We start from the raw sequence: 22,933 nt of genomic DNA on the forward strand, positions 1-22,933 counted from the left end.
ATCCTTGTTTGCGGGAATGGTCGTTTATGTTCGCATTGATTGCAAGTGTCAATAAAGCGGAAAAAAGGGTGCCGGAACGGCTGTTCCGGCACCCTCGATTCATCGGTTCGCCCGACGGGATCAGCAGAGTCCATCCCAGCAGAGCCGGAGGTGCCTTTCCTCGATACGTCGGGTGGCCAGGCTGACGCCCACGGCCAGGACCATGGAGACGGGCAGGGCGACCACGTTGGGGTCCACCCACTGCATGAGCCACATCCAGGAGCCGGGCGCGGCGTCCGCCACCAGGGTGGCCTTGCCGAACATGGCCTGACACAGGCCGATGAACCCGGCCTCCTTGACGTGCACGAAGAGCAGCCAGAACATGGAGAAGCAGAACCCGCCGACCATGGACACCTTGGCCCCGGTCTTGGTCATGCCCTTCCAGTACAGGCCGAGCACGTAGATGGGCAGGAACGAGGCCGCGCACAGGCCGAAGAAGAAGGCCGTGGCGCGGGCGATGACGCCGCTGGGCAGCAGCCAGGCCCAGACCAGGGTGGCGATGATGGCCACGGTCACGCCGAGCCGGTTCAGCTTCATGGACGAGCCGTTGTTGCCGATATTGACGTACTGCTCCAGGAAGTCGCGGGAGAGCGAGGTGCCGCCCACGTGGTACTGGGAGCTCATGGTGGACATGGCCGCCGCGAACATGGCCACCAGGAACAGGCCGGAGAACCAGCCGGGCATGACCTTGTCGATGTACAGCGGGATGATCTTGTCGAAGTTGTTCTCGGCCATGACGATGGCGATCTTGCCGAACTTCTGGAAGAAGACCACGTTGGACAGGGCGCCGGTGACGAAGGCGACGCCGGTCATGAGCAGGATGAACACGCCGCCGATGGCCACGGCGCGGTTCAGCTCACGGTCGGAGGGCACGGTCATGAACCGGATGGCCAGCTGCGGCTGGGCCAGGACGCCGATGCCCACGCCGTAGATGATGGTGGTGTAGACCGTCAGTCCGATGGGGGACTCGAAGTTCGGTCCCGTGGTCCAGCCGGTCATGCCTCCCTTGACCAGCCCCGCCGGGACCAGGTTGACCATGTCGGTCAAGGCCTGGTGCGCCTCGGTGATGCCGCCCAGGAGCGAATAGGTGGTGACGATGAGGATGAGCATCATGCCGGCCATGATGGTCCCCTGGAACGCGTCGGTGTACATGACCGCCTTCAGCCCGCCGGTGATCACGTACACGGCCACGATGGCGGTGACCACCAGAAGCCACACGCCGTAGCTGATGGCCGGGAAGGCCACTTCGAGCATGCGGCAGATGCCGATGAGCACGGCCGCCGCATAGACGGGGATGAAGACGAAAATGACCACGCCGCTGAACTGCTGAATGAACTTGGACTTGTACCTCCTGCCCAGGAACTCGGGGAAGGTGTGGGAATCCAGGGCCAGCCCCATGCGCCGGGTGCGCTTGCCGAAGAAGACCATGGCCACGAAGATGCCCACGAAGATGGTCAGGAAAGTCAGCCAGAGCAGGGACATGCCGAACATGCCGGAGACGCCGCCGAAGCCCACGATGGCCGAGGTGGAGACAAAGGTCGCGCCGTAGGACATGGCCAGCACGAACGGGTTCATGGACCGCCCGGCGAGCATGTAGTCGGTGGATTCCTTGGTCTTGAGCCAAGCCTTGTAGCCGAGATAAAAGATGACGCCCAGGTAGATGAGGACGCCGATGATTTTGCCGGTCATCTACGCATCCCCCCGGATTTGTCGGTACCCTTGTTGTTCCAGTTCACAATTCCGTAAACCACGCACAGAACCGTCGCCCCCACGGACAGCCAGAAGGCCAGCGCGATTTCAATACTCCCGAATCCCAGCATCATGGTGATACCCCTTGTTTTGGGGCCGAGGGTCCGCTTGCGACCGCATGAAAAAAGGGCCGTAAGCTTGTCGCCTACGGCCCTTGTTGTGGATGAAACTACTGAGTCAGCTACACGCACACCCCGAGACCGCAGGCGCTTCTAAAAAAGCGAAAGCTAAAAAAGAAAAAGAAGGCAAAGCGGTTGGAGTGGGATTTCATGCGCAAATACCTAGCCTTATATCGACTGGAAGTCAAGCGCCATCCGATACCGGAAAAGCGGGTTGCCGGGGAGGGGAGATCGATATGCTCCGCGTATTGGTCGATACGCTTTCCAAATATATACAAAGTAAGCAAATACAGGTGGTTAAAACTTTTCTTGACAGGTAATACGGACATGTGTTTTTGTGACTCCCCTTTGCTCTTCAGCATTATTGCCTGAATTGTGAAAGGCTCGGAGACGCGCTCCGACCATCTTGTCCGCAAGATGACTTTTTTGGCAACTAACGAGAGAGGTTACCTGTCTTGCTTTTTCAGCCCATCAACAAGAACTACCATGAGTTCTGTATCGAGCGGGACCCGGAACTGTGCATCAACTGCAAGGTCTGCGTCCGCCAGTGTTCGTACGAGGCTCACTATTGGGATGAAGCCCGGCAAAAGGTCGTGCACGACAACACCAAGTGCATCGGCTGCCATCGCTGCGAAGCCCTGTGCCCGACAGCTGCCCTGAACATCGTCAAGAAGCCCTCGGACTTCCGGACGAACAGCCTGTGGCGCCCGGTGTTTCTGCAGAACATCTACAAGCAGGCGGATACCGGCGGAGTGCTCCTTGCGGGCATGGGCTCCCCGGTGGACATCCCGGTCTATTGGGACCGCATGCTGCTCGACGCCAGCCAGGTGACCAACCCGTCCATCGACCCCCTGCGCGAACCCATGGAGCTCAAGACCTTCCTGGGCGCGAAGCCGCGCAAGGCGGAGCTGACCACGGACAAAAAGACCGGCAAGGTCAAGCTCAAGACCAAGCTCACCCCGCAGCTGGAGCTGGACGTTCCGATCATGTTCGCGGCCATGAGCTTCGGCGCAATCAACTTCAACCTGCACCGGGCCATGGCCCGCGCGGCAACCGAAACCGGGACCTACTACAATACCGGCGAGGGCGGCCTGCACAAGTCCTTATATAAATACGGCGAGAACACCATCGTGCAGGTGGCGTCCGGCCGGTTCGGCGTGCACCGCGACTATCTGCGCGCGGGCGCAGCCATCGAGATCAAGGTGGGGCAGGGTGCCAAGCCCGGCATCGGCGGCCACCTCCCGGGCGAGAAGATCAACGACAAGGTGTCCGAGACCCGCATGGTTCCCATCGGCTCCGACGCCATCTCCCCGGCCCCGCATCACGACATCTACTCCATCGAGGACCTGCTTCAGCTCATCTACGCGCTGAAGGAGGCCTCGGAATACAAGGTCCCGGTGTCGGTCAAGATCGCCGCCGTGCACAACGTGGCCGCCATCGCCTCGGGCATCGCCCGGGCGGGCGCGGACATCATCACCGTGGACGGCATGCGCGGCGGCACGGGCGCGGCCCCGGCCATGATCCGCGACAACGTGGGCATTCCCATCGAGCTGGCCCTGGCCCAGGTGGACCAGCGGCTGCGCGACGAGGGCATCCGCAACCAGGTTTCGGTGGTGGCCGCGGGCGGCATCCGCTGCTCCGGCGACGTGATCAAGGCCATCGCGCTGGGCGCGGACGCGGTCTACATCGGCACCGCCACCCTGATCGCCGTGGGCTGCACCATCTGCGGCCGCTGCTACACCGGCAAATGCCCGTGGGGCATCGCCACCAACGATCCCAAGCTCTCCAAGCGCCAGAATCCGGACATCGCGGCCAAGAAGCTGGCCAACCTGATCCGCGCCTGGGGCCACGAGATCGAGGAGATGCTGGGCGGCATGGGACTGAACTCCATCGAATCCCTGCGCGGCAACCGCGACAAGCTGCGCGGCGTGGGCCTTTCGGACACCGAACTCGACATCCTCGGCATCAAGCATGCCGGGCGCTAAACGGAGGACCGCATGAAGAGAGTCTATCCGGATAAAGAATACTGCATCGGCTGCCACCTCTGCGAAGTGGCCTGCATCACCGCCCACTCCAAGTCCAAGGACGTGATCATCGCCTTCCGCGAGGAGCAGGGCAAGGACGGGTTGTCCGCGTGCAAGCGGGTCTTCGAGAAGGGCGACACCTGCGTGGCCATCTCCTGCCGCCACTGCGACGAGCCCTCCTGCGTGGCCGCCTGCATCTCCGGCGGGTTGCACAAGGACCCGGAAACGGGCCGCACGGTCTATGACCGCGAAAAGTGCGTGGGCTGCTGGTCCTGCCTGATGGCCTGCCCCTACGGCGCCATAAAGCGGCATCCGAACGAAAACAAGATCGTCAAGTGCGACCTGTGCGAGGGACGCGAGGGCGGCCCGGCCTGCGTGGCCGCATGCCCCAACCAGGCCCTGAAATTCGAGGAACGATAGGGAGCGGTCATGAAATACGTCATCATCGGCAACGGCATCGCCTCCATCGGAGCCATCGAGGGCATCCGCAAGGTCGATACCGAGAACGAAATCCTGGTCATCGGGGCCGAAGACGCTCCGGCATACGGCCGCCCGCTCATCTCCTACCTGCTGGCGGGCAAGATCGGCCCGGACCGTCTGGCCCTGCGCCCGCAGGAGTTCTACGAGAAGAGCAACGTCTCCCTGATGCTCGGCACCCGCGTCGAATCCATCGACACCAAGGCCAAGACCGTGGCCACGGACAAGGGCGAGACCGTGCCTTACGAGAACCTGCTCGTCGCCACCGGCGGCAACCCCTTCACCCCGCCCATTCCCGGCTCCGACGGGGCGGACGTCTACAACTTCACCAACCTGGAGCACGCCCAGACCCTGATCTCCAAGGCCAAGGAAATAAAGCGGGCGGTGGTCATCGGCGGCGGCCTCATCGGCCTGAAGGCGGGCGAATCCCTGTTCGACCGCGGCGTGGACGTGACCATCCTGGAGCTTTCCCCGCGCATCCTGAGCCTGGCCTTTGACGAGAACGCCGCCTCCCTGGCCGGAGCCCGGCTGGCCGAAGTGGGCCTCCACGTCCGCTGCGGCGTGTCCGCCAAGGAGATCCAGCGCGATCACGACGGCAACCTCAAGGGCGTGCACCTGACCGACGGCGACTTCCTGCAGTGCGACGTGGTGGTCATCGCCATCGGCGTGGTCCCCAACTACAACCTGGCCAAGGAGGCCGGGATCGCCGTGGACCGGGGCATCAAGGTGGACGAGCACATGCGCGCCGACGCGGACGGCGTGTTCGCGGCGGGCGACGTGGCCCAGGCCAAGGACCTGCTGTTCGGCGAGGACCGGGTCATCCCCATCTGGACCAACGCCTACAACCAGGGGTTCTGCGCGGGCAAGAACATGGCCGGAGAAGCCATCCCGTTCACCGGCTCCCTGGCCATGAACTCCATATCCTTCTACGGGCTGCCGACCATCTCCGTGGGCACCGTGAACCCGCCCGAAGGGGACGATTCCTACGAGATCGCCGCCTCCCTGGACGAGAAGAAGAAAAGCTACCGCAAGCTCGTCTTCCACAACGACCGCCTGGTCGGCTACGTGCTGGTGGGCGACATCGACATGGCGGGCATGTACACCGCCTTCGTCAAGTTCCAGATGGCGGTGCCGGAAGAGGCCAAGAAGCAGATCCTGGTCGGCGGGCCCGACGTGCTCATGTGGCCGGACGATTTCTTCAAGGAAACCTGGAACCCCGGCGTGGTTGAGCCCGATTAGAGGACTATGCAATGAAAGCACCTGACAGATATTACGATTTCCAGAAGGACATCTCCGGCTGCGGCATCTTCGGGGTCATCCACAAGAAGCGTGGACTGATTCCCGGCGACATGCCCATCCAGGCCATGACCTGCATGCACGACCGGGGCAACGGCCTGGGCGGCGGTTTCGCGGCCTACGGCATCTACCCGGACCACGCGGACAAGTACTGCTTCCACATGATGTGCGACGACGACGCGGCCATCAAGGGCTCCGAGGAGATGATCAAGAAGTACTTCGACCTGCACTTCTACGAGCCGATCCCCACGCGCAGGACCCTGGCCATCCCCAATCCGCCGAAGTTCAACCGCTACTTCGTGACCGTGCCCGAAAAGCCGGAGAACGAGTTCCGCGAGCTGCCGGAAGAGGACTACATCGTGGCCGTGGTCATGAAGATCAACACATATGTGGCCGGGGCCTTCGTGGTCTCCTCGGGCAAGAACATGGGCGCCTTCAAGGGCGTGGGCTTTCCCGAGGACATCGCCGACTTCTTCCGCCTGGAGGAATACGCGGCCTACATCTGGACCGGCCACAACCGGTTCCCGACCAACACCCCGGGCTGGTGGGGCGGGGCGCACCCGTTCACCATCCTGAACTGGTCCATCGTGCACAACGGGGAGATATCCTCCTACGGCATCAACCGCCGCTACCTGTGCGAGCACGACTACCTGTGCACCATGATGACCGACACCGAGGTCGTGGCCTACGAGCTGGACATGCTGATCCGCAAGCACGGCCTGACCTGGGAGCTGGCGGCCAAGGTCTTCGCCCCGCCTTTCTGGGACGAGATCGAGCGCATGGACGGTGAGGACAAGGAGCTGTACACCACGCTGCGCGCCACCTACGGCCCGGCCATGCTGAACGGCCCCTTCGCCATCCTGGTGGCGGACAACAACCGGCTGATGGGCCTCAACGACCGCATCAAGCTGCGCCCGCTGCTGGTGGCCGAGAAGGACGACATGGTCTTCATGTCGAGCGAGGAATCGGCCGTGCGCGACGTCTGCCCCGAGCTGGACCGCGTCTGGATGCCCAAGGCGGGCGAACCCGTCATCGTGGACCTGGAGGATTAGATGGCAGCCAAGAGAAAGCAGAAGACCCTGACCGCGGGGCGCACCTACTACAAGCAGTTCAACGAGGAGATCCGCGCCCTGGTCAACGAGGGCGTGACCGACTTCGTGATCAAGGAATGCAACGGCCAGCGCTATCTGGCCACGGCCCTGGAAGGGGACCTGGTCTTCGACGTCTACGGCGTCCCCGGCCAGGACCTGGGCGCGTTCATGCGCGGCCCCAAGGTCCGCATCCACAACAATGCCCAGGACGGCGTGGGCAACACCATGGACGACGGCCGGGTGGTCATCGACGGCATCGCGGGCGACGTCATCGGCTACGCCATGCGCGGCGGCGAGATATTCATCAAGGGCGACGTGGGGTACCGCGTCGGCATCCACATGAAGGCTTACCTCGACCACCAGCCGAAAATCGTGGTCGGCGGCAAGGCCGGAGACTTCCTCGGCGAATATATGGCCGGTGGAATTATTTTGCTCTTGGGTATGTTTTCTGATAAGCCTGATGCGCCCATTGCGGGACGGAGTCTCGGGACGGGCATGCACGGCGGCGTGATCTACGTTCGCGGCGGCGTCCCCGAAGACCAGCTCGGTCCCGGCCTGACGACCAACCCCGTGGACTCCGACGACCTGAAGGTCATCGAAGGGCTGGTCAACGAATACGCCAAGGAATTGCAGCTGGACAGCAAGGCGATTTTAAGCGAGAACTTCGTGAAAATTCGTCCGTTTTCGCATCGACCGTACGGAAACCTGTACGTCCCTTGCTAAACGGCGGGGAAGTTACACCACTAACTCTTTTGGAGGAACCCATGTTCTTCGATTCCGTAGCCTTCGCCATGGCCCCGCCTGCGGGCGGCGGTGACGCAGGCGGCCTCGGCGGCATCCTGGGCGGCCCGCTGCCCATGCTGGTCCTGATGTTCGCCATCTTCTACTTCCTGCTCATCCGTCCGCAGCAGAAGAAGCAAAAAGCCCACCGGGCCATGCTCGACGCCCTCAAGAAGGGCGACAAGGTCTGGACCAACGGCGGCATTCTCGGAACCATCGTTGACATCGACGGCGACAACCTCACCATCGAGATCGCAACGGGCGTCAATGTCGTGATCAAGCGCGGTTTCGTTGCCGACAAGGACGGCGGCGCTCCCGCAGCTGACAAGAAGAAGTAGGTTCTTGCACCGGTACCTGAGACTTCCGTGCGGATCGGACCACGAAGTGGCCCGGTCCGCGCTTGCGTTTGTCGCCGGAAGCCGCAGGTAGGGCGCAATTATTCCGTATCATAGGGAGAATTCATGCAAAGTTTGCGTTTGAGAGCCATCCTCGCTCTCGCTGTGGTGCTTGCGGGGCTGGCCTTCATGCTGCCGTCCCTGCCCGGCGTAAAAGGCTCGTCCCTGAGCGATTTCCTTCCGGGAAAAGGGATCAGCCTCGGCCTCGACCTCAAGGGCGGCATCCATCTCACCCTCGGCGTGGACATGAAGACGGCCATGGACAACACCCTGGCCCGGCTGGGCGACGACCTCAAGTCCGCCGCCCGCGAGCAGGAAGTCTTCATCCTGCGTCCCACCGTCCTGAACGAGACCCAGATCGAGGTCACGCTGCTCAAGGCCGAGCAGAAGGACGGCCTCGAAAAGGTCATCAAGGATTACACTCCGTTCACCGTCGAGGAATCGACGCCCGTTGACGGAGACAAGGTGCGCTATGTCTTGTCCGTCTCGCCGCAGTACCGCAGCGAGATCGAGAAGCTGACCATGGAACAGGCGATCAAGACGATCCGCAACAGAATCGACCAGTTCGGCGTCGCCGAGCCGGACATCCGCCGCCAGCAGGGCAACCGCATCCAGGTGCAGCTGCCCGGTCTGCAGGACCCCGAGCGCGCCATCAAGATCATCGGCCAGACCGCCCATCTCGAATTCAAGATGGTGGACGACACCGCCGACGTGAAGAAGGCCGTGGAAGGCGTGATGGCCCCGGGCCGCGAGCTTTCCGTGCTGCTGCACCGCCAGGCGGACGGCAACTACGCCGAGTCTCCCATCGTCCTCAAGAAGGACGCCGTGCTGACCGGCGAATACGTGACCGACGCCCAGGTGCGCCTGGACCAGTGGAACACCCCGTACGTCTCGCTGACCTTCAACACCCGCGGCGCGAAGGTCTTCACCGACCTGACCACCGAGAACGTGAACAAGCGCATGGCCATCGTCCTGGACGGCAAGGTCTATTCCGCCCCGGTCATCCGTGAGCGCATCGCCGGCGGCAGCGCTTCCATCACCGGCAACTTCACCCGCGAGGAAGCCCGCGACCTGGCCGTCGTCCTGCGCGCCGGCTCCCTGCCCGCGCCCGTGACCATCCTGGAACAGCGTTCCGTGGGTCCGTCCCTGGGGCAGGAGTCCATCGACAACGGCATCCTGTCCGCAGTGGTGGGCATGGCCGCGGTTCTGGCCTTCATGGTCATCTATTACGGTTTCGGCGGCATCGTGGCCGACATCGTGCTCTGCCTGAACATCATGCTCATCATGGGCGGTCTGGCCGCGTTCGGCGCGACCCTGACCCTGCCCGGCATAGCGGGCATCATCCTGACCATCGGTATGGCGGTCGACGCCAACGTCATCATCTACGAACGCATCCGAGAGGAGCTGCGGCGGGGGCTTTCCGCCACCCAGGCCGTGGCCGAGGGCTACGGCAGGGCGACCCTGACCATCCTCGACGCCAACGTGACCACGGTCATCGCGGCGATCATCCTCTACCAGTTCGGAACCGGCCCGATCCGGGGCTTTGCCGTCACCCTGACGCTCGGCATCATCACCTCCATGTTCACGGCCATCTTCGTGTCGCGCATCCTGTTCGACCTGTACCTCAAAAAACGCGCGGACAACGCGAAGCTGAGCATCTAGGGGGTAGATCATGGGACTTCAAATAATCAAACCCGATACGCATATCGACTTTGTCGGCGTCAGGAAGATCGCCTTCATCCTTTCGGCGATCGTGATCCTCGCCGGTCTGGGCTCCCTGCTCATCCAGGGCGGGCCCAAGTACGGCATCGACTTCGCGGGCGGCATCATCGTCCAGGTGAAGATCGACAAGGACACCAACGTGGACGCGGTCAAGGACGCGGTCAAAGACCTCGACCTTCCCGGCCTGGTGGTCCAGACCCTGGGCCTTGAAGGCGACCACGAATACCTGATCCGCACCTCCAGCTCCGAAATCTCCTCCGAGGAGGTCCGGGCCAAGGTCACCGGCTCCCTGTCCGCCAACCTGGACGGCGCCAAGTTCGATATCCAACGACTGGAAATGGTCGGCCCCAAGGTTGGCGCGGATCTGCGCGCCAAGGCCCTTGAGGCCCTGTTCTACGCCGTGCTGCTCATCGCCGTGTACATCTCCGGCCGGTTCGAGCAGCGCTGGACCGCCGCCGCGGTCATGGCCGCGGCCCTGGCGGGCGGCGTCTACGGCCTCGGCCTCCTGGGCGTGGACATGGGCTGGCTCATCCTGGCCGCCCTGGCCATCACCGTGGGGCTGTGCTGGTATCTGAAGCTGAACTACGCCCTGGGCGCGGTGGCGGCCCTGATACACGACGTGATGATCACGGTCGGCCTGTTCTCGATCATGGGCAAGGAATTCGACCTGACCATCATCGCCGCGCTGCTGACCATCGTGGGCTACTCGCTCAACGATACCATCATCGTCTTCGACCGCATCCGCGAGAACAACCTCGCCAACAAGGACCGGAAGTCCTTCGGCGCGGTCATCAACCTGTCCGTCAACCAGACCCTGTCGCGCACCATCATGACCTCCGGCACCACGCTCCTGGTCGTGCTCTGCCTGTACGTCATGGGCGGCTCGGTCATCCACGACTTCGCCCTGGCCCTGCTCATCGGCATCACCGTGGGTACCTATTCCTCCATCTTCGTGGCCAGCCCGATCCTTCTCGGATTCGGCCCCAGCGCGGAACCGGAACCCAAGGAACAGGTCGAAGCCTAACGACGACGATCGACACCAAGACAAAGGGGAGGGCCATGCGGTCCTCCCCTTTTTTTTGTGCGATTGCTGCGGAATATCAGGCCCGGAAGACCTGCAAATAGAAATAGTCCGCCACGTAGGCCATGGTGACGGGAGTGAAGGGCAGGGCGGCCCGGAGTTCCTCGGGAGTATGGCGGTGTGATATGGGCGGCCCGAACCAATCGGCGCGCTTGTCGAATTCCACCACTCCGAACAGACCGCCGGGAACCAGCAGACGACGGACTTCCGAGGCAAGGCGATCAAGCTGCTCCGGCGAGAAGAGATGCAGCACGGTGGACATGTAGACCACGTCCGCGCAGCCGTCCGGCAGCGTGGTGCCCTCGACCATGTCGGCCACCAGGGGGATCAGGTTGCCGCTCTGGTTTTCGGCCCGCAGCTCGCCGATGTACTGCTCGTTGACGTCCACGGCGTAGACCGTCCCCGCTGTCCCCACGGCGTCCCGGAAAAGCATGGCCATGTAGCCGTTGCCGCACCCGCCGTCCACAACGGTCAGGCCCTGCCCGATGCCCAGCGTCCGGAGAATCCGCGCGTCGTCCAGCCTGCCTTCGGAAAACCGCTTGAAATGTTGCGCCATGTTCGCTCCATGCGATCAAATCCGCGCCTTGTCCCGACCCTCTGAGCGGCAATACCCCGGAGAGGGGGATGAAGCAAGGGCGGCGGGGCCGGGAAAAGGGCGCAAAAAAGCCCCTCCGGGAGGGCCGGAGGGGCTTGGGCATCCCAAAATGAAGGGAGTTAGGCCAGCTGGGCGATCAGGTATTCCTTGATCTCGTTGATGGACTTCTCGCCGTCGAGTTCGATGTACTTGAAGTCGGCGTCCTTGAGGTCCTTGAAGAAGTTGCAGGCGGCCATGGTGCCGGTTTCCTCATCGTAGTAGATGTTGTGGCGCACGTCGATGGCGCCCTCGTCTTGGTCGTCCTGACGGGCGGTCAGCTCACCGCCGCAGACGCGGCACTTGCCGTCCTTGGGAGCGATGACCGGGATACCGACGTTGTTGGGGTGGTTCGGGTTGTTGGCGCACAGGCGGCGACCCATGATGCGGGCCTTGGCGATTTCGCGGGGCAGCTTGATCTCGATGACGTAGTCGAGCTTCACGCCATCCTTCTGCAGGGCTTCCCACAGCTTCTCGCCCTGAACCAGGGAGCGGGGGAAACCGTCGAGCAGCCAGCCGGACTTGGAGGAGGCCAGCACGTCCAGGACCATGGGGATGGTGATGTCATCAGGAACCAGTTCGCCCTTGTTGATGTACTCCTTGGCCTTCATGCCGAGCTCGGTGCCGCCGCCGATGTGCTTGCGGAAGATGGCGCCGGACTCGATGTGGTCCAGTTTGTACTTGTCCTTGGCGATGTCGCCCTGGGTGCCTTTACCGGAGCCGTTGGGGCCGAAAATCAGAATGTTCATAAATCCTCCTGATGATGGAAAGCGAAATGCCGACTGGTCATTTCGGGACATTGTGCAAAAGATCACATGCTCTTATACCGGGCTGGCCGGGAAGTCAATGGCTGGAGCCGAAAACCACGCCGGATGCGGTGATGGTAGCCGTTTTTTCCCCGGGGAACTGAAAGACCGCGCCGACCTTTTGTTCCAGCCACGCCTCGTCCAGCTTGAACAGGGTCTCGGCCAGGGCCTGGCCCGGGCCGACCGCGTCCAGGCAGGACTTGTAGAGCCGCAGCCTGAGGGCCTGGTGGGCGTCCTTGAGGGTTTGGTTATCCAGGATTTCACAAGGGTTGGCCGTGAGGGTGTCCCAGTAGTCCTGCTCGATGCGGCCGATCTTCCACAGACGGGCCACGGATTGCCAGAAATTGGGATTCTCGCGCCGGATCAGCGGCAGGATCTCATTGCGCACCCGGTTGCGTGTTATGGCGTCGTCCGCATTGGTCGCGTCCTCGCGCCAAAGGATGCCGAGCCTTGTGACGAAGGCGACCAGGGTGGATTTGGGCAGGAGCAGCAGGGGGCGGATCAGTCCACGCGCCGGATCGAAGCCGGGCATGCCGGACAGGCCGGGCCAGCCGGTGCCCCGGATGAGCCGCATGAGCACGTCCTCGCTCAGGTCGTCGAGCTGATGGCCCACGGCCACGTAGTCGAAGGGACCGGACTCGCGAAGGGAGGCGAAGAGTTTATAGCGCGCCTCGCGCCCGGCTTCTTCCAGGCCGATGCTGCGCTCTCGGGCCAGAGCGGCCACGTCGGCGGTCTCCACCGCGCACCGGATGGACAGGGCGGCGCACAGATCGCGGCAGAAGGCCGCGTCATCAATGGATTCCGGCCGCAGCCGGTGGTCCAGGTGGACGGCCTCGACGGTAAAGTCCGCGCGCTTGGAGAGATAGTGCAGGACAAGGAGCAGGGCGGTGGAGTCCACGCCGCCGGACAGGCCGACCAGGACCCGTTTGCCCTCCAGGTCCACCCCCAGTTCCTCCTCCACGAACCGGCCCACGAACAGGCAGAAGTGCGCCCACTTGGGCAACAGCTCCTGAAGGGACAGGGGGAGGAATTCGGGGACGCTCATGCTAGACCGAGATTTCCAGCTCCTCGATGAACTGGTCCAGGTATTCGATCATGTGCTTGCGCTGCTCCGGGGTGGCGTAGGTGACGCAGGAGCAGCGAATCCTGTTTCGGGCGCGGACCAGCAGCTCCATGCGGAAGCTGTTCTGGTCCGGGGATTCCACGCCCTCCAGGGCCATGAAATAGGGACCGCACTCGGCCAGGTGGTCCTTCTGCTCCTGTTGGAGCAGGTCCTCGGGAAGGGGCAGGTACCAGATGCCTTCCAGGGAGCCGCGCACCCCGAGGTCGTCAAAGGCTTTGCAGACGGTCTTGTAGTCGTTGTCGGCCAGGTCTTCTATGAGATAGATACGCATTATTGTTCCTTTTTCGATACTTCAATGAACTGTTCGACGTCTTCGGGGGAGCAGGTGGCCTGCTTGCGGTCGAAGTGGGCGTCGGCCGGGACGGTCTCGTCGTCCAGGTTGAACATGCGCCGGGCAAGGTCGATGAACCGTTCCGCAGACCCTTCCTCCTGAGTCCGGCGCTTGAGAAAACAGATGGGCTCGTGCAGGGACTTGTGGGCGATGGACAGGGCCAGCCTCTCCAGGGCGGAGCGGGTCGCTTCGTCCACCGGGCCGATTTTCTTCAGCGTCTTGTTCAGCTCGCGCATGGCCACATCCTCGGACTTGTCCACCAGGTCCACAATGGTCGGCTGGATATTCAGCGAGTTCAGCCAGTTGCCGAATGTCGCCGTCTCCAGGTCCACCACGGCGCGGGCCTTGGTGGCCTCCTCCTGGCGCTGGGCCATGTTCTCGTCCACCACTTCCTTGAGGTCGTCGATGTCGTAGAGATAGATGTTGTCCAGGGTGTTGACGTCCGGGTCGATGTCGCGCGGCACCGCGATGTCGATGAAGAACATCGGCTTGTTCTTGCGTTTCTTGAGCACGGCCTTGACGTCCTTCGCCTTGATCACCGCCACGGGGGAACCGGTGGAGGAGATGACGATGTCCACCTCGTGCAGACGGCTCGGCATGTCCTCGATCTGGATCGGCTCGCCGCCCAGGGTGTCGGCCAGCTCCTTGGCGCGGGACAGGGTGCGGTTGGCGATGATGATGTCCTGTACCCCGTTGCGCAGCAAGTGCATGGCGGCCAGCTCGGCCATCTCGCCCGCGCCCACGAGCATCGCCTTGGTGGGACGCAGGTCGCCGAAGATCTTGCGCGCCAGCTCCACGGCCGCATAGCTTATGGACACCGCGCTGGAGGCGATGGCCGTCTCGGTGCGAATGCGCTTGGCCACGGAAAAGGACTTGTGGAGCAGCCGGTTGACGATGGTCTTGGCGGTCCCCCTGTCCACGGCGGTCCGGTAGGCGTCCTTGAGCTGGCCCAGGATCTGCGGCTCGCCCATGACCATCGAGTCCAGGCTGGCGGCCACGGTGAAGATGTGCTTCACGGCGTCCAGGTCGGAGTACTGGTAGGTGTTCTCCACCAGCAGCTCGGCAGGGCCGTTGCAGGCCCCGGCCCAGTACCGGAGGATGGACTCCATGGCCTCCATGGTCGGCACCTGTCGCGCGACGGCAACGATCTCCACCCGGTTGCAGGTGGAGAGCGCCATACACTCGTGCACGGGACAGTTGGCCATGAGGCCCTGCTCGAAGTTCTCCACGTCGGTCAGGGCGAATTTTTCGCGAACCTCGACCCCGGCGGTGCGGTGGTTGAGGCCTATGAGGATTATTTGCTTGTTCATGGCATGGCTCTGAAGGTAATGGCGTGGTGGATCAGCGAGACGCACATGCCGGCAAAGACCCAGATGGCCAGGATGGCGGGTTTGCGACCGCGCCAGCCGAGCACCACCCGCTGATGGAAAAGAAAGGCGAAGAGAAACCAGACGGCCAGGGAGCCGATCTTCACGATGTCCCAGGCAAAGGGCTTGAAGGGCGCGATAATGTACCAGGAAAAGGAGGAGAAGAGGCCCAGCGTATAGAGGGGGAATCCGAGGAACACGGCCCAGCGGTTCACGCTGTCGAACTTGTCCAGGGAGGGGACGGTCTGGCCGCCCATGGCCGCCAGCCCGGCCTTGGTCTTGAGCTTGCGGTTGTAGTAGAGAAAGGCGATGCCCGCGCCGAGCGCCATGAGCAGGGCCACCAGGGTCAGGACCAGGGAGCCGATGTGCAGGCCGAAGAAGAGCGCGGTCAGGTGCGGAGGCCAGACGACCCGGATGCCGCCGAGCGCCAGGGAGGCGATGAAGAGGAGCAGGGCGAACGGCAGGGCGGTGATGGCTAGGTATTCAAGCTTGAGCCGCCACCAGAGGAAGAAATACAGGGCCAGGGCGGACCAGCCGATGATGTTGAAGTAGATGTTCCCCGCGCTCAGGGCCCCCGGCGTGTGGTTCAGGGTCAGGCCCAGATCAAGGGTATTGAAGGCGAAGCCGAGCACGGCCATCCAGATGGCCATGCGCTTGAGCCGTGGGTTGTCCACGGACACGCCGGTCAGGAAGAGCACGGTGCCGAGGCCGTACAGAATGATGATCAGGACGTGAAGGGTATCAAACAAGCCCATCAAGCAACTCCGGGATGTTGTCGTGCAACGGTTCGGGCAATGATTCTTTAAGTATTTCCGTCACCGCGTCAAGGTCGCGCCCCTTGATGGCCGCCAGCAGCGAGGAATCGACCAGGGAGCGGAACACGGCGGTGTTGTCCGCGGTCGTGAGGCCCAGGCCGAGCATCAGGGGCCGGATGCGGCCCATGACGGACAGCAGGCTGGCGTACTCGTCGCCGAAGCTCTCCTGCAATTCCTTGCGGATTCGCTTGGCCATGGCCGGGCTCTGGCCGGCGGTGGAGATGGCCACCGTCAGGTCGCCGCGCTTGACCGTGGCGGGCACGATGAAGCTGCACTTCTCGGGCTGGTCCACGATGTTGCAGAGTATGCCCCGGTCGCGGCACAGGTTGCTGATCCGCCAGTTGACCTCCTCGGAGGAGGTGCAGGCGATGACCAGGAATTTGCCGTCCAGGTCGCTGTCCGCGAATTCGCGGCAGTAGAAGTCCACTTCCGGCCGGGCCAGGAGCGGGGCCATTTCCGGGTCGGGTTCGCGGGTGTCGATGATGGTCACATGACCGGCGCCGGAATCCGCCAGGGACTGGATCTTGCGCTTGCCGACCTCGCCCGCGCCGACCACCAGGCAGCCCTTGTTTTCCAGGTTCACGAAGATGGGGTAATATCGCATGGGTCTTGATAACCAATGCCAGGGCGCATGTAAAATGGGAAATTGCCCGGTTCTTGCAAGAATCATTGGAATTACGCTAGTGTTTTGACGCGCGTGAACTAACATGAAGAATTATCTTGTCATCCAGCTCGCCCGGTTCGGCGATCTCATCCAGACCAAGCGCCTCGTGGCGACCCTTGCGGCGCGCCCGGAGAGCGTGGTCCACCTCTGCCTGGACGGCTCCCTGGCGGACCTGGCCCGGCTGGTCTATCCAAACGCGGTCCTGCACCCGGTCACGGCCCACGGCACGGGGCTCGACGGCCCGCAGGCGGCGTTGCGCATGCTCACGGACAACCGGCGCGCCTTTGCCGAGCTGGCCGCCGTGGACTTCGAGACCGTGTACAACCTCAATTTTTCCCCGCTGAATTTCCGGCTGGCGGCCCTGTTCGACCCGGACCGGGTGGAGGGATACGGCTGGCGCGACGGCCAGGAGATAACGGGCCGGTGGCCCGCCATGGCCATGCGCTGGTCGTCCATGCGTCGGCTGGGCATGAACCTGGTGGACTTCTGGGCCGGGTACTGCCCGGACGGACTCGACCCGGCGTTGGTCAACCCGGAGGCCCAACCCAAGGGCGGCGGCATTGGCGTGGTCCTGGCCGGGCGCGAGTCCCGGCGCTCCCTGCCCACGGACCTGCTGGCGGACTTCGCGGCGGTCCTGGCCGGTTCCCGCAAGGCCCGGCGCGTGGTGCTCCTGGGCGGCACGGCCGAACAGGCGGCGGGGCAGGCGGTCCTGAAGGCGCTGCCCCCGGCCCTGCAATCCGCGACCGAGAACCTGGCCGGAAAGACCGGCTGGAGCGATCTTGCGGACGTGGTCGGCTCCCTGGACCTGCTGCTCACCCCGGACACCGGGACCATGCACCTGGCCGCGCACCTGGGAACGCCCGTGGCGGCCTGCTTCCTGTCCTCCGCCTGGTGCTTCGAGACCGGCCCCTACGGGCTGGGCCATACGGTATACCAGGGTGTGGCCGACTGCCTGCCGTGCCTGGAGACCGCGCCGTGCCATGAATCCGTCAAATGCCTGACCGGGTTCCGTGACCCCGGCTTCAAGCGGTTCCTGGCCACCAGCAAGCCGGAGCACGCCCCGGCGGGTTTGCTCGGATTGCGCCCCGCCTTCGATACCCTGGGGCAGACCTACGTTCCCTTTGCCGGGACCGACCCGGACGGTGCGCGCCGGGAGACGCTCAGGAACTTCCTGGCCCACCACCTGCGCGGCAAGGAGCCGCGCTTCGACGGGCTGGAAGGGGATTTCGCCCGGCACCTGTACCGGGAAAAGGACTGGATGACCGCAGAAAAGCCCTTTGGGGCGCAGGAATAACCCGATGGAAACATTGCGCATTCTCGTTGTCTTGCCGCTCTATGGCGGTTCCCTGCCCATTGGCCGCTACGTGGCCTCGGCCCTGAAAGGCGAGGGCCATCTGGTCGAGACCTTCGAGGCCCCGGATTTCTACCCGGCCTACACCGCGCTGACCGACCTCAAGGTCACTACGGACCGGCTGGAATATTTACAGAATTCCATGCTGAACGTGGTCAGCCAGTCCGTGCTGGCCAAGGTCGAGACCTTCGAGCCTGACCTGGTCCTGGCCATGGCCCAGGCCCCGCTCAATCACCAGGCCCTGAAACGGCTGCGCCGCGACGGGGTGGCCACGGCCATGTGGTTTGTGGAAGACCACGACCTCTTCACCTATTGGAAATCCTTCGCGCCCCTGTACGACGTTTTTGCCGTCATCCAGAAAGGGCAATTTTTCGAAGATCTTGCCGCCATCGGCCAGAACAACGCCCTGTACCTGCCCATGGCCGCCCAGCCGGACTTCCACCGCCCGGTGGAGCTGACCCCGGTGGAGCGGCGCAAGTTCGGGGCCGAGGTCTCCTTCATGGGCGCGGGCTACCCCAACCGGCGCAAGGCGTTCCACGAGCTGGTCAGCCTGGACTTCAAGATATGGGGCACGGAGTGGGACGGCGACCACGTTCTCGAACCGCTGATCCAACTCAAGGGCGCACGCGTAACCCCCGATGAATGCGTGAAAATCTTCAACGCCACCCGGATCAACCTGAACCTCCATTCGAGCATCCAGGCGGATGAGCTGGTGACCTTCGGCGACTTCGTCAACCCGCGCACCTTCGAGCTGGCCGCCTGCGGGGCGTTCCAACTGGTGGACAAGCGGACCCTGATGGACGAGTTGTTCGCGGACGACGAGTTGGCGAGCTTCTCATCCATCGACGAACTGCTCGAAAAAATAGACTATTTCTCCTCACGGCCCGAAGAGCGCCAGAGGTATGCCGAGCGGGCCAGGGCACGGGTTCTCAAGGACCACACCTATGCCTGCCGCATGAACGAATTGCTGGCGTTCACGGCCGAGCACATTCCGGGCTGGCCCCGGCAGCGCGACGCCTCACCGGTCTTTGGAGAGGATTTCCCGCCGGAACTGGAGCGAGATATCCGCGAGCTGACAGCCAGGCTCTCTCTGCCCGAGGACGTCTCCTTCGAGGATCTGGTCTGGGCCGTGCGCCAGCAGAAGGGCCGGTTGTCCGACCTGGACACCGCGGTCCTCTTCCTGGACGAATGGCGGAAACTCTACAAGAAACGGGCCTGACAAACCTCAAGCCGGACTTGAAGAAAAGCCTGATTGGATTTCCAACCAGGCTTTTTTCTTGATGAATTTATCGCTGCTTTTTGAACTGGCGCAGCCAGGCGTTGAGTCTCGCCTCTTCGCCCTGATCCTTGGCGTGGTAGAATTTCCGGCCGGTCAGTTCGCTCGGCAGGTAGTCCTGATCCGCCCATCCCTTGGGGAAATTGTGCGGATAGAGGTAGCCCCGTCCGTACCCCCATTCCCGTTGCAGGGAGGAAGTGGCGTTGCGCAGGTGGAGCGGAACCGGCTTGGGGCCGTTCTCGCGGACCTCTTTCTGGGCCGTGCGGTAGGCCGCGTAGGTGGAGTTGCTCTTGGGCGCCAGGGCCAGGTACACGGCGGTCTGGGCCATGGGGATGAACCCCTCGGGCATGCCGATGGCCTCCACGGCCTGGTGGCAGGCCATGGCGTGGCTCAGGGCGTCGGGATCGCCCAGTCCCACGTCCTCCGAGGCCGAGATGATCAGCCGCCGGGTGACGAAGCGCGGGTCCTCGCCGCTCTCCAGCAGGCAGGCCAGGTAATAGAGGGCCGCGTCCGGGTCCGAGCCCCGAATGGACTTGATCAGGGCCGAAACCAGCTCGTAGTGAGAATCGCCGTCGCGGTCGCCCCGAACCACGATCTCCGGCAGGGACTCGCGCAGGCACTCCGGGCAGCGCCTGTCCTTGGGCAGCTGGGCGGTGTATTCCAGCAAATTCAGCAGGGTGCGCGCATCGCCCCCGGCCATGGCCGCGAGCATCTTGTGGCTGTCCTCCTCCAGTTCCACGTCCAGCTCCCTGGCCCCGCGCAGGGACACGTCCATCAATTCTTCGCGGCTGAGCTGCCGCAGCCGCAGGACATGCAGCCGGGACAGAAGTTGGCGGGTGACGCTGAAGGAGGGGTTTTCGGTGGTGGTGGCCAGCAGGGTGATCTCGCCGGATTCCAGGATGGGCAGGAAGAAGTCCTGCTGTGCCTTGGAGAAGCGGTGCAGCTCGTCCAGAATGAGAATTTCCTGTCCGGGCAGCATCTTGCGCAGGGCGGTGAGCCCCGCTTCGGGCGCGCTCACGCGCAGAAATTTCTTGCCCGTCAGCTGGGCCAGGAGCAGGGCCAGGGTGGACTTGCCGCAGCCCGGAGGGCCGAACAGGAGCAGGCTCGGCATGCGCTTGGACTGGGCAAAGGCCTCGATCCGGTTGCGAATGTGGCTCTGGCCCACGAAATCGTCCAGGGAAGTCGGACGAATCCTGTCGGCAAGCGGTTGGCTTTCTTCAATTTCCAGTTTCATCAGCGATCCTGTTTTCCGTACATTGCGAGGCTCAGGCAGTAGGCTGCGGCGGTCTCCCAGCGGAGAATGGAACTGCCCAGCGTCACCGGCGCGAACCCGGCGTCGAGAAAACGGCGGGCCTCGTCAGGGTCAAAGCCGCCCTCGGGTCCGATTACTACAAGAGTGCGCCCTTTGGAAAGCATGGCGGGCGAGAGGGACATGGTCGCCTCCTCCGCCTCCCAGGCCAGGTAACAGCGGTCGAAACCCGCGGCTTTTTCGATCAGGGCGGCAGGGCCGGACACGGATTTCAGGAAGGGCAGGTGCACGGCCCCGCACTGCTTGGCGGCCTGGACGTACTTCTCGGTCCAGGTCTCCTTGGGATCGTCCGGGAGGCTGCCCTGGCTGCGGGCCGCTTGCCAGAAGATCACGCCATCCCCGCCGAGTTCAACGACTTTTTCAAGGAGGTAATCACGGCGCTTGGACTTGCCCCAGCCGATGGCCAGGGTCATCCCGGCCTGGGGCGCGGGATATTCGGCCAGCTCCACGGCCGTGAGCTCGGCGCGGTTCTTGCGCACGTCCACGACCTTGAACAGGCCATCGCGCCCTTGGCCGTCGAACAGGCGGACAGTCCGGTCCGGGCCGGTGCGCAGGATCGTCCCCATGTGGCGCGCCTCGGGACCGCTCAAAACGACCGTGTCGCCGACAGCGTCGGGCCACTCGTCCGGGGACAGGAAAAAGGTGTTCAATCGCGCCATGGCAGGGACCTGAAAAAAAAGGGCCGGAGGCGAACCCCCGGCCCTTTCCGTTAGAGTTCGTTCGCTATGAGATCCTCATACGTCTCGCGCTTCCTGGCGACAATGACCTTGTCGCCGTCCACCAGCAGTTCGCAGGCGCGCGGCCTGGAGTTGTAGTTGGAGGACATGGTGAAGCCGTAGGCTCCGGCGGAGTAGAGGACCAGCCGCTCGCCCTGGTGGATCTCCGGCAGCTCGCGGTCGCGGGCCAGGAAGTCGCCGGACTCGCAGATGGGACCGACCACGTCGTATTCCTTGGGGTCGCGGAAATGCGGCTCCACCTCTTCGATGCGGTGGTAGGAGCCGTACAGGCTGGGCCGGACCAGGTCGTTCATGGCCCCGTCCACTATGAGGAAGTTCTTGGAAGGGTTGGACTTGGTGTAGACCACTTTGGTGATCAATACGCCCGAATTGCCCGCAATGACCCGGCCGGGTTCCAGGATGACCTTCAACGGCAGGGACTTGAGCTTTTCGCTCAGCGCCTTGCCGAACTCGGTGGGGTGGGGCGGCTCTTCCTCGTTGTAGGGGATGCCCAGGCCGCCGCCCAGGTCGAGGAATTTGATCTCGATCCCGAATGTCTTGAGCTTCTCGTAAAAATTCAACAACTTGTCCAAAGCCTCAAGGAACGGCTCTATGGAGGTCAGCTGGGACCCGATGTGGCAGTCCATGCCCACCGGCTCGATGTTGTCCATCTCGGCGGCCATCTTGTACGCCTTCATGGACAATTCGATGTCCAGGCCGAACTTGTTCTTCTGCATGCCGGTGGAGATGTACGGATGGGTCTGCGGGTCCACGTCCGGATTGATGCGGAAGCTGACCCGTGCCTTGGTACCCATCTCGCCGGCCACCTGGTTGATGCGTTCCAGCTCGGCCAGGGACTCGACGTTGAACATCAGGATGCGGGCCTCCAGGGCCTCGCGGATCTCCGAGTCGCGCTTGCCCACGCCGGAGTAGACGATGCGGCTCGGGTCCACGCCCGCCTGAAGCGCGCGGTAGAGTTCGCCGCCGGACACGATGTCCATGCCCGCGCCCTCGGCGGCCAGGAGCTTGAGGACGGACAGGTTGGAGTTGGCCTTGACCGAAAAGCAGGTCAGGTGATCCAGCTCGTCGAAGGCGGAGTCAAAGGCGTGAAAATGCCTCCGGAAGGTGGCTGCGGAATAGAGATAGAGCGGGGTGCCGTACTGTTCCGCCAATTCGGTGACGCTCACCTCTTCGGCAAAAAGCACGCCGTCACGGTATTCAAAATGATGCATGGTGTGATCGATCTCCTGATAGTGGTATATGGGGATCAGTACGCTGTATCAAACAGTATCATCCAATACTTTTACGATATAAAAGCCGCCGGCTAGGGCTCTGCCACATAGACATCGGTGTATTCGAGGGGCATGGACGGCAGCTCGCTCTTGCCGGAGACCCTGAAACGGTATTCCACGCCCGGCTCCATGCCGCACATGCCCAGGTTGAGATAGTTGCCCTCAAGCCTGAAACCGTCCTGGCCGCGGGTGAAATGCTCTGCCGCGCGGGGCACGAACGGGCAACCCTCGCACCCCTGGTCGTCGGCGGAACCGACCGGCTCGTAGAGGATGCTGGCGCGCCACAAGCGGTTCACCGCGCCCTTGACCATGACCTGCACGGCCAGGCAGTCATCCTGGCGAGTGGCCTGGGTGACGGAAAGGGTGAAGGCGTCTTCGCTGGAGACGGCGGAAGGCCATTTCTTGCGGCCCAGGGCGCACCCGGCGAACACGGCCAAACCAAAGGCGAGCAGGAGAAAGAGAGCAACGGGTCTGCGCAT

At 63.2% G+C, this 22,933-nt stretch carries 24 protein-coding genes; 10 read left to right on the forward strand and 14 right to left on the reverse strand.

Annotation, left to right across the window (positions count from 1 at the left end):
• Positions 1–120: 120 nt before the first annotated feature.
• The 3 genes from AWY79_RS11880 to AWY79_RS19035 all read right to left on the reverse strand — a co-directional run bounded on the left by AWY79_RS11880 (position 121) and on the right by AWY79_RS19035 (position 2,269).
• The gene (locus tag AWY79_RS11880; protein WP_066804110.1) at positions 121–1,728 is read right to left on the reverse strand and encodes a sodium:solute symporter family protein; all 1,608 of its coding nucleotides are present in this window, start codon (positions 1,726–1,728) and stop codon (positions 121–123) included.
• The gene (locus tag AWY79_RS19140; RefSeq protein ID WP_199533816.1) at positions 1,725–1,862 is read right to left on the reverse strand and encodes a symporter small accessory protein; all 138 of its coding nucleotides are present in this window, start codon (positions 1,860–1,862) and stop codon (positions 1,725–1,727) included. The genes AWY79_RS11880 and AWY79_RS19140 overlap by 4 nt, the downstream gene beginning before the upstream one ends.
• A 107-nt stretch (positions 1,863–1,969) precedes the next feature.
• Positions 1,970–2,269, reverse strand: coding sequence for a hypothetical protein (locus tag AWY79_RS19035; protein WP_158509895.1), 300 nt, complete (start codon positions 2,267–2,269; stop codon positions 1,970–1,972).
• 93 nt (positions 2,270–2,362) lie between these two features.
• Between AWY79_RS19035 and AWY79_RS11885 the strand changes: the two genes are divergently transcribed.
• From AWY79_RS11885 to secF, 8 genes are all read left to right on the forward strand, one after another.
• Positions 2,363–3,892, forward strand: coding sequence for a glutamate synthase-related protein (locus tag AWY79_RS11885; RefSeq protein ID WP_066804113.1), 1,530 nt, complete (start codon positions 2,363–2,365; stop codon positions 3,890–3,892).
• A 12-nt stretch (positions 3,893–3,904) separates the two neighbouring features.
• A complete protein-coding gene (locus AWY79_RS11890; protein WP_066804116.1) occupies positions 3,905–4,351 on the forward strand; it encodes a 4Fe-4S dicluster domain-containing protein in 447 nt (148 codons plus the stop codon).
• A 9-nt stretch (positions 4,352–4,360) separates the two neighbouring features.
• The gene (locus tag AWY79_RS11895) at positions 4,361–5,647 is read left to right on the forward strand and encodes an NAD(P)/FAD-dependent oxidoreductase (protein ID WP_066804119.1); all 1,287 of its coding nucleotides are present in this window, start codon (positions 4,361–4,363) and stop codon (positions 5,645–5,647) included.
• Between the two features lie 11 nt (positions 5,648–5,658).
• Positions 5,659–6,756 carry a class II glutamine amidotransferase gene (locus tag AWY79_RS11900; RefSeq protein WP_066804122.1) on the forward strand — a complete coding sequence of 366 codons (1,098 nt, stop codon included), beginning with the start codon at positions 5,659–5,661 and terminating at the stop codon, positions 6,754–6,756.
• Positions 6,757–7,518, forward strand: coding sequence for a GltB/FmdC/FwdC-like GXGXG domain-containing protein (locus tag AWY79_RS11905; protein WP_066804124.1), 762 nt, complete (start codon positions 6,757–6,759; stop codon positions 7,516–7,518).
• Between the two features lie 41 nt (positions 7,519–7,559).
• Complete coding sequence (yajC, locus tag AWY79_RS11910) at positions 7,560–7,913, forward strand: preprotein translocase subunit YajC (RefSeq protein WP_066804126.1); 354 nt, start codon at positions 7,560–7,562, stop codon at positions 7,911–7,913.
• Positions 7,914–8,036: 123 nt separating this feature from the next.
• Positions 8,037–9,632 carry a protein translocase subunit SecD gene (secD, locus tag AWY79_RS11915; protein ID WP_066804128.1) on the forward strand — a complete coding sequence of 532 codons (1,596 nt, stop codon included), beginning with the start codon at positions 8,037–8,039 and terminating at the stop codon, positions 9,630–9,632.
• Between the two features lie 10 nt (positions 9,633–9,642).
• The gene (secF, locus tag AWY79_RS11920) at positions 9,643–10,716 is read left to right on the forward strand and encodes a protein translocase subunit SecF (protein ID WP_066804131.1); all 1,074 of its coding nucleotides are present in this window, start codon (positions 9,643–9,645) and stop codon (positions 10,714–10,716) included.
• Between the two features lie 76 nt (positions 10,717–10,792).
• Here secF and AWY79_RS11925 read toward each other — a convergent pair whose 3' ends face one another.
• The 7 genes from AWY79_RS11925 to AWY79_RS11955 all read right to left on the reverse strand — a co-directional run bounded on the left by AWY79_RS11925 (position 10,793) and on the right by AWY79_RS11955 (position 16,450).
• A complete protein-coding gene (locus AWY79_RS11925; protein ID WP_066804135.1) occupies positions 10,793–11,329 on the reverse strand; it encodes a class I SAM-dependent methyltransferase in 537 nt (178 codons plus the stop codon).
• A gap of 158 nt (positions 11,330–11,487) precedes the next feature.
• A complete protein-coding gene (locus tag AWY79_RS11930; protein WP_066804138.1) occupies positions 11,488–12,153 on the reverse strand; it encodes an adenylate kinase in 666 nt (221 codons plus the stop codon).
• 94 nt (positions 12,154–12,247) lie between these two features.
• A complete protein-coding gene (tilS, locus tag AWY79_RS11935; RefSeq protein ID WP_066804141.1) occupies positions 12,248–13,255 on the reverse strand; it encodes a tRNA lysidine(34) synthetase TilS in 1,008 nt (335 codons plus the stop codon).
• A 1-nt stretch (position 13,256) separates the two neighbouring features.
• The gene (locus AWY79_RS11940; protein WP_066804144.1) at positions 13,257–13,604 is read right to left on the reverse strand and encodes a hypothetical protein; all 348 of its coding nucleotides are present in this window, start codon (positions 13,602–13,604) and stop codon (positions 13,257–13,259) included.
• Entirely contained in the window at positions 13,604–14,974 is a 1,371-nt protein-coding gene (gene hemA / locus AWY79_RS11945) for a glutamyl-tRNA reductase (protein ID WP_066804147.1), read from the reverse strand. Before hemA ends, AWY79_RS11940 begins: the two co-directional genes overlap by 1 nt.
• Positions 14,971–15,786, reverse strand: coding sequence for a cytochrome c biogenesis protein CcsA (gene ccsA / locus AWY79_RS11950; RefSeq protein WP_066804149.1), 816 nt, complete (start codon positions 15,784–15,786; stop codon positions 14,971–14,973). Before ccsA ends, hemA begins: the two co-directional genes overlap by 4 nt.
• On the reverse strand, positions 15,773–16,450 hold the full coding sequence (locus AWY79_RS11955) for a precorrin-2 dehydrogenase/sirohydrochlorin ferrochelatase family protein (protein WP_066804152.1): 678 nt from the start codon (positions 16,448–16,450) through the stop codon (positions 15,773–15,775). Before AWY79_RS11955 ends, ccsA begins: the two co-directional genes overlap by 14 nt.
• Before the next feature lie 103 nt (positions 16,451–16,553).
• Between AWY79_RS11955 and AWY79_RS11960 the strand changes: the two genes are divergently transcribed.
• A complete protein-coding gene (locus AWY79_RS11960) occupies positions 16,554–17,804 on the forward strand; it encodes a glycosyltransferase family 9 protein (RefSeq protein ID WP_066804154.1) in 1,251 nt (416 codons plus the stop codon).
• 4 nt (positions 17,805–17,808) lie between these two features.
• Entirely contained in the window at positions 17,809–19,080 is a 1,272-nt protein-coding gene (locus AWY79_RS11965) for a CgeB family protein (RefSeq protein WP_066804157.1), read from the forward strand.
• Between the two features lie 67 nt (positions 19,081–19,147).
• Here the strand turns inward: AWY79_RS11965 and AWY79_RS11970 are convergent, their stop codons facing one another.
• The 4 genes from AWY79_RS11970 to AWY79_RS11985 all read right to left on the reverse strand — a co-directional run bounded on the left by AWY79_RS11970 (position 19,148) and on the right by AWY79_RS11985 (position 22,933).
• The gene (locus tag AWY79_RS11970; RefSeq protein ID WP_066804160.1) at positions 19,148–20,371 is read right to left on the reverse strand and encodes a replication-associated recombination protein A; all 1,224 of its coding nucleotides are present in this window, start codon (positions 20,369–20,371) and stop codon (positions 19,148–19,150) included.
• Positions 20,371–21,105 carry an RsmE family RNA methyltransferase gene (locus tag AWY79_RS11975; protein WP_066804163.1) on the reverse strand — a complete coding sequence of 245 codons (735 nt, stop codon included), beginning with the start codon at positions 21,103–21,105 and terminating at the stop codon, positions 20,371–20,373. The genes AWY79_RS11970 and AWY79_RS11975 overlap by 1 nt, the downstream gene beginning before the upstream one ends.
• Before the next feature lie 50 nt (positions 21,106–21,155).
• Positions 21,156–22,394 (reverse strand): diaminopimelate decarboxylase, encoded by a 1,239-nt coding sequence (gene lysA, locus AWY79_RS11980; protein ID WP_066804166.1) that lies wholly within the window; start codon positions 22,392–22,394, stop codon positions 21,156–21,158.
• 92 nt (positions 22,395–22,486) lie between these two features.
• On the reverse strand, positions 22,487–22,933 hold the full coding sequence (locus tag AWY79_RS11985) for a hypothetical protein (protein WP_066804168.1): 447 nt from the start codon (positions 22,931–22,933) through the stop codon (positions 22,487–22,489).

This window comes from Pseudodesulfovibrio indicus, assembly GCF_001563225.1.
GTDB lineage: Bacteria > Desulfobacterota > Desulfovibrionia > Desulfovibrionales > Desulfovibrionaceae > Pseudodesulfovibrio > Pseudodesulfovibrio indicus.

Excerpts from the sequence above, each read along its gene's own strand:
- AWY79_RS11900 (WP_066804122.1), top strand. The coding sequence starts at position 5,659 with ATGAAAGCACCTGACAGATATTACGATTTCCAGAAGGACATCTCCGGC.
- AWY79_RS11985 (WP_066804168.1), bottom strand. The coding sequence starts at position 22,933 with ATGCGCAGACCCGTTGCTCTCTTTCTCCTGCTCGCCTTTGGTTTGGCC.
- AWY79_RS11940 (WP_066804144.1), bottom strand. The coding sequence starts at position 13,604 with ATGCGTATCTATCTCATAGAAGACCTGGCCGACAACGACTACAAGACC.
- secD (WP_066804128.1), top strand. The coding sequence starts at position 8,037 with ATGCAAAGTTTGCGTTTGAGAGCCATCCTCGCTCTCGCTGTGGTGCTT.
- AWY79_RS11970 (WP_066804160.1), bottom strand. The coding sequence starts at position 20,371 with ATGAAACTGGAAATTGAAGAAAGCCAACCGCTTGCCGACAGGATTCGT.
- ccsA (WP_066804149.1), bottom strand. The coding sequence starts at position 15,786 with ATGGGCTTGTTTGATACCCTTCACGTCCTGATCATCATTCTGTACGGC.
- AWY79_RS11895 (WP_066804119.1), top strand. The coding sequence starts at position 4,361 with ATGAAATACGTCATCATCGGCAACGGCATCGCCTCCATCGGAGCCATC.
- AWY79_RS11930 (WP_066804138.1), bottom strand. The coding sequence starts at position 12,153 with ATGAACATTCTGATTTTCGGCCCCAACGGCTCCGGTAAAGGCACCCAG.
- tilS (WP_066804141.1), bottom strand. The coding sequence starts at position 13,255 with ATGAGCGTCCCCGAATTCCTCCCCCTGTCCCTTCAGGAGCTGTTGCCC.
- hemA (WP_066804147.1), bottom strand. The coding sequence starts at position 14,974 with ATGAACAAGCAAATAATCCTCATAGGCCTCAACCACCGCACCGCCGGG.
- AWY79_RS11925 (WP_066804135.1), bottom strand. The coding sequence starts at position 11,329 with ATGGCGCAACATTTCAAGCGGTTTTCCGAAGGCAGGCTGGACGACGCG.
- AWY79_RS11960 (WP_066804154.1), top strand. The coding sequence starts at position 16,554 with ATGAAGAATTATCTTGTCATCCAGCTCGCCCGGTTCGGCGATCTCATC.
- AWY79_RS11890 (WP_066804116.1), top strand. The coding sequence starts at position 3,905 with ATGAAGAGAGTCTATCCGGATAAAGAATACTGCATCGGCTGCCACCTC.
- AWY79_RS11880 (WP_066804110.1), bottom strand. The coding sequence starts at position 1,728 with ATGACCGGCAAAATCATCGGCGTCCTCATCTACCTGGGCGTCATCTTT.
- AWY79_RS11965 (WP_066804157.1), top strand. The coding sequence starts at position 17,809 with ATGGAAACATTGCGCATTCTCGTTGTCTTGCCGCTCTATGGCGGTTCC.
- lysA (WP_066804166.1), bottom strand. The coding sequence starts at position 22,394 with ATGCATCATTTTGAATACCGTGACGGCGTGCTTTTTGCCGAAGAGGTG.
- AWY79_RS19140 (WP_199533816.1), bottom strand. The coding sequence starts at position 1,862 with ATGATGCTGGGATTCGGGAGTATTGAAATCGCGCTGGCCTTCTGGCTG.
- AWY79_RS11955 (WP_066804152.1), bottom strand. The coding sequence starts at position 16,450 with ATGCGATATTACCCCATCTTCGTGAACCTGGAAAACAAGGGCTGCCTG.
- AWY79_RS19035 (WP_158509895.1), bottom strand. The coding sequence starts at position 2,269 with ATGCTGAAGAGCAAAGGGGAGTCACAAAAACACATGTCCGTATTACCT.
- secF (WP_066804131.1), top strand. The coding sequence starts at position 9,643 with ATGGGACTTCAAATAATCAAACCCGATACGCATATCGACTTTGTCGGC.
- AWY79_RS11975 (WP_066804163.1), bottom strand. The coding sequence starts at position 21,105 with ATGGCGCGATTGAACACCTTTTTCCTGTCCCCGGACGAGTGGCCCGAC.
- yajC (WP_066804126.1), top strand. The coding sequence starts at position 7,560 with ATGTTCTTCGATTCCGTAGCCTTCGCCATGGCCCCGCCTGCGGGCGGC.
- AWY79_RS11905 (WP_066804124.1), top strand. The coding sequence starts at position 6,757 with ATGGCAGCCAAGAGAAAGCAGAAGACCCTGACCGCGGGGCGCACCTAC.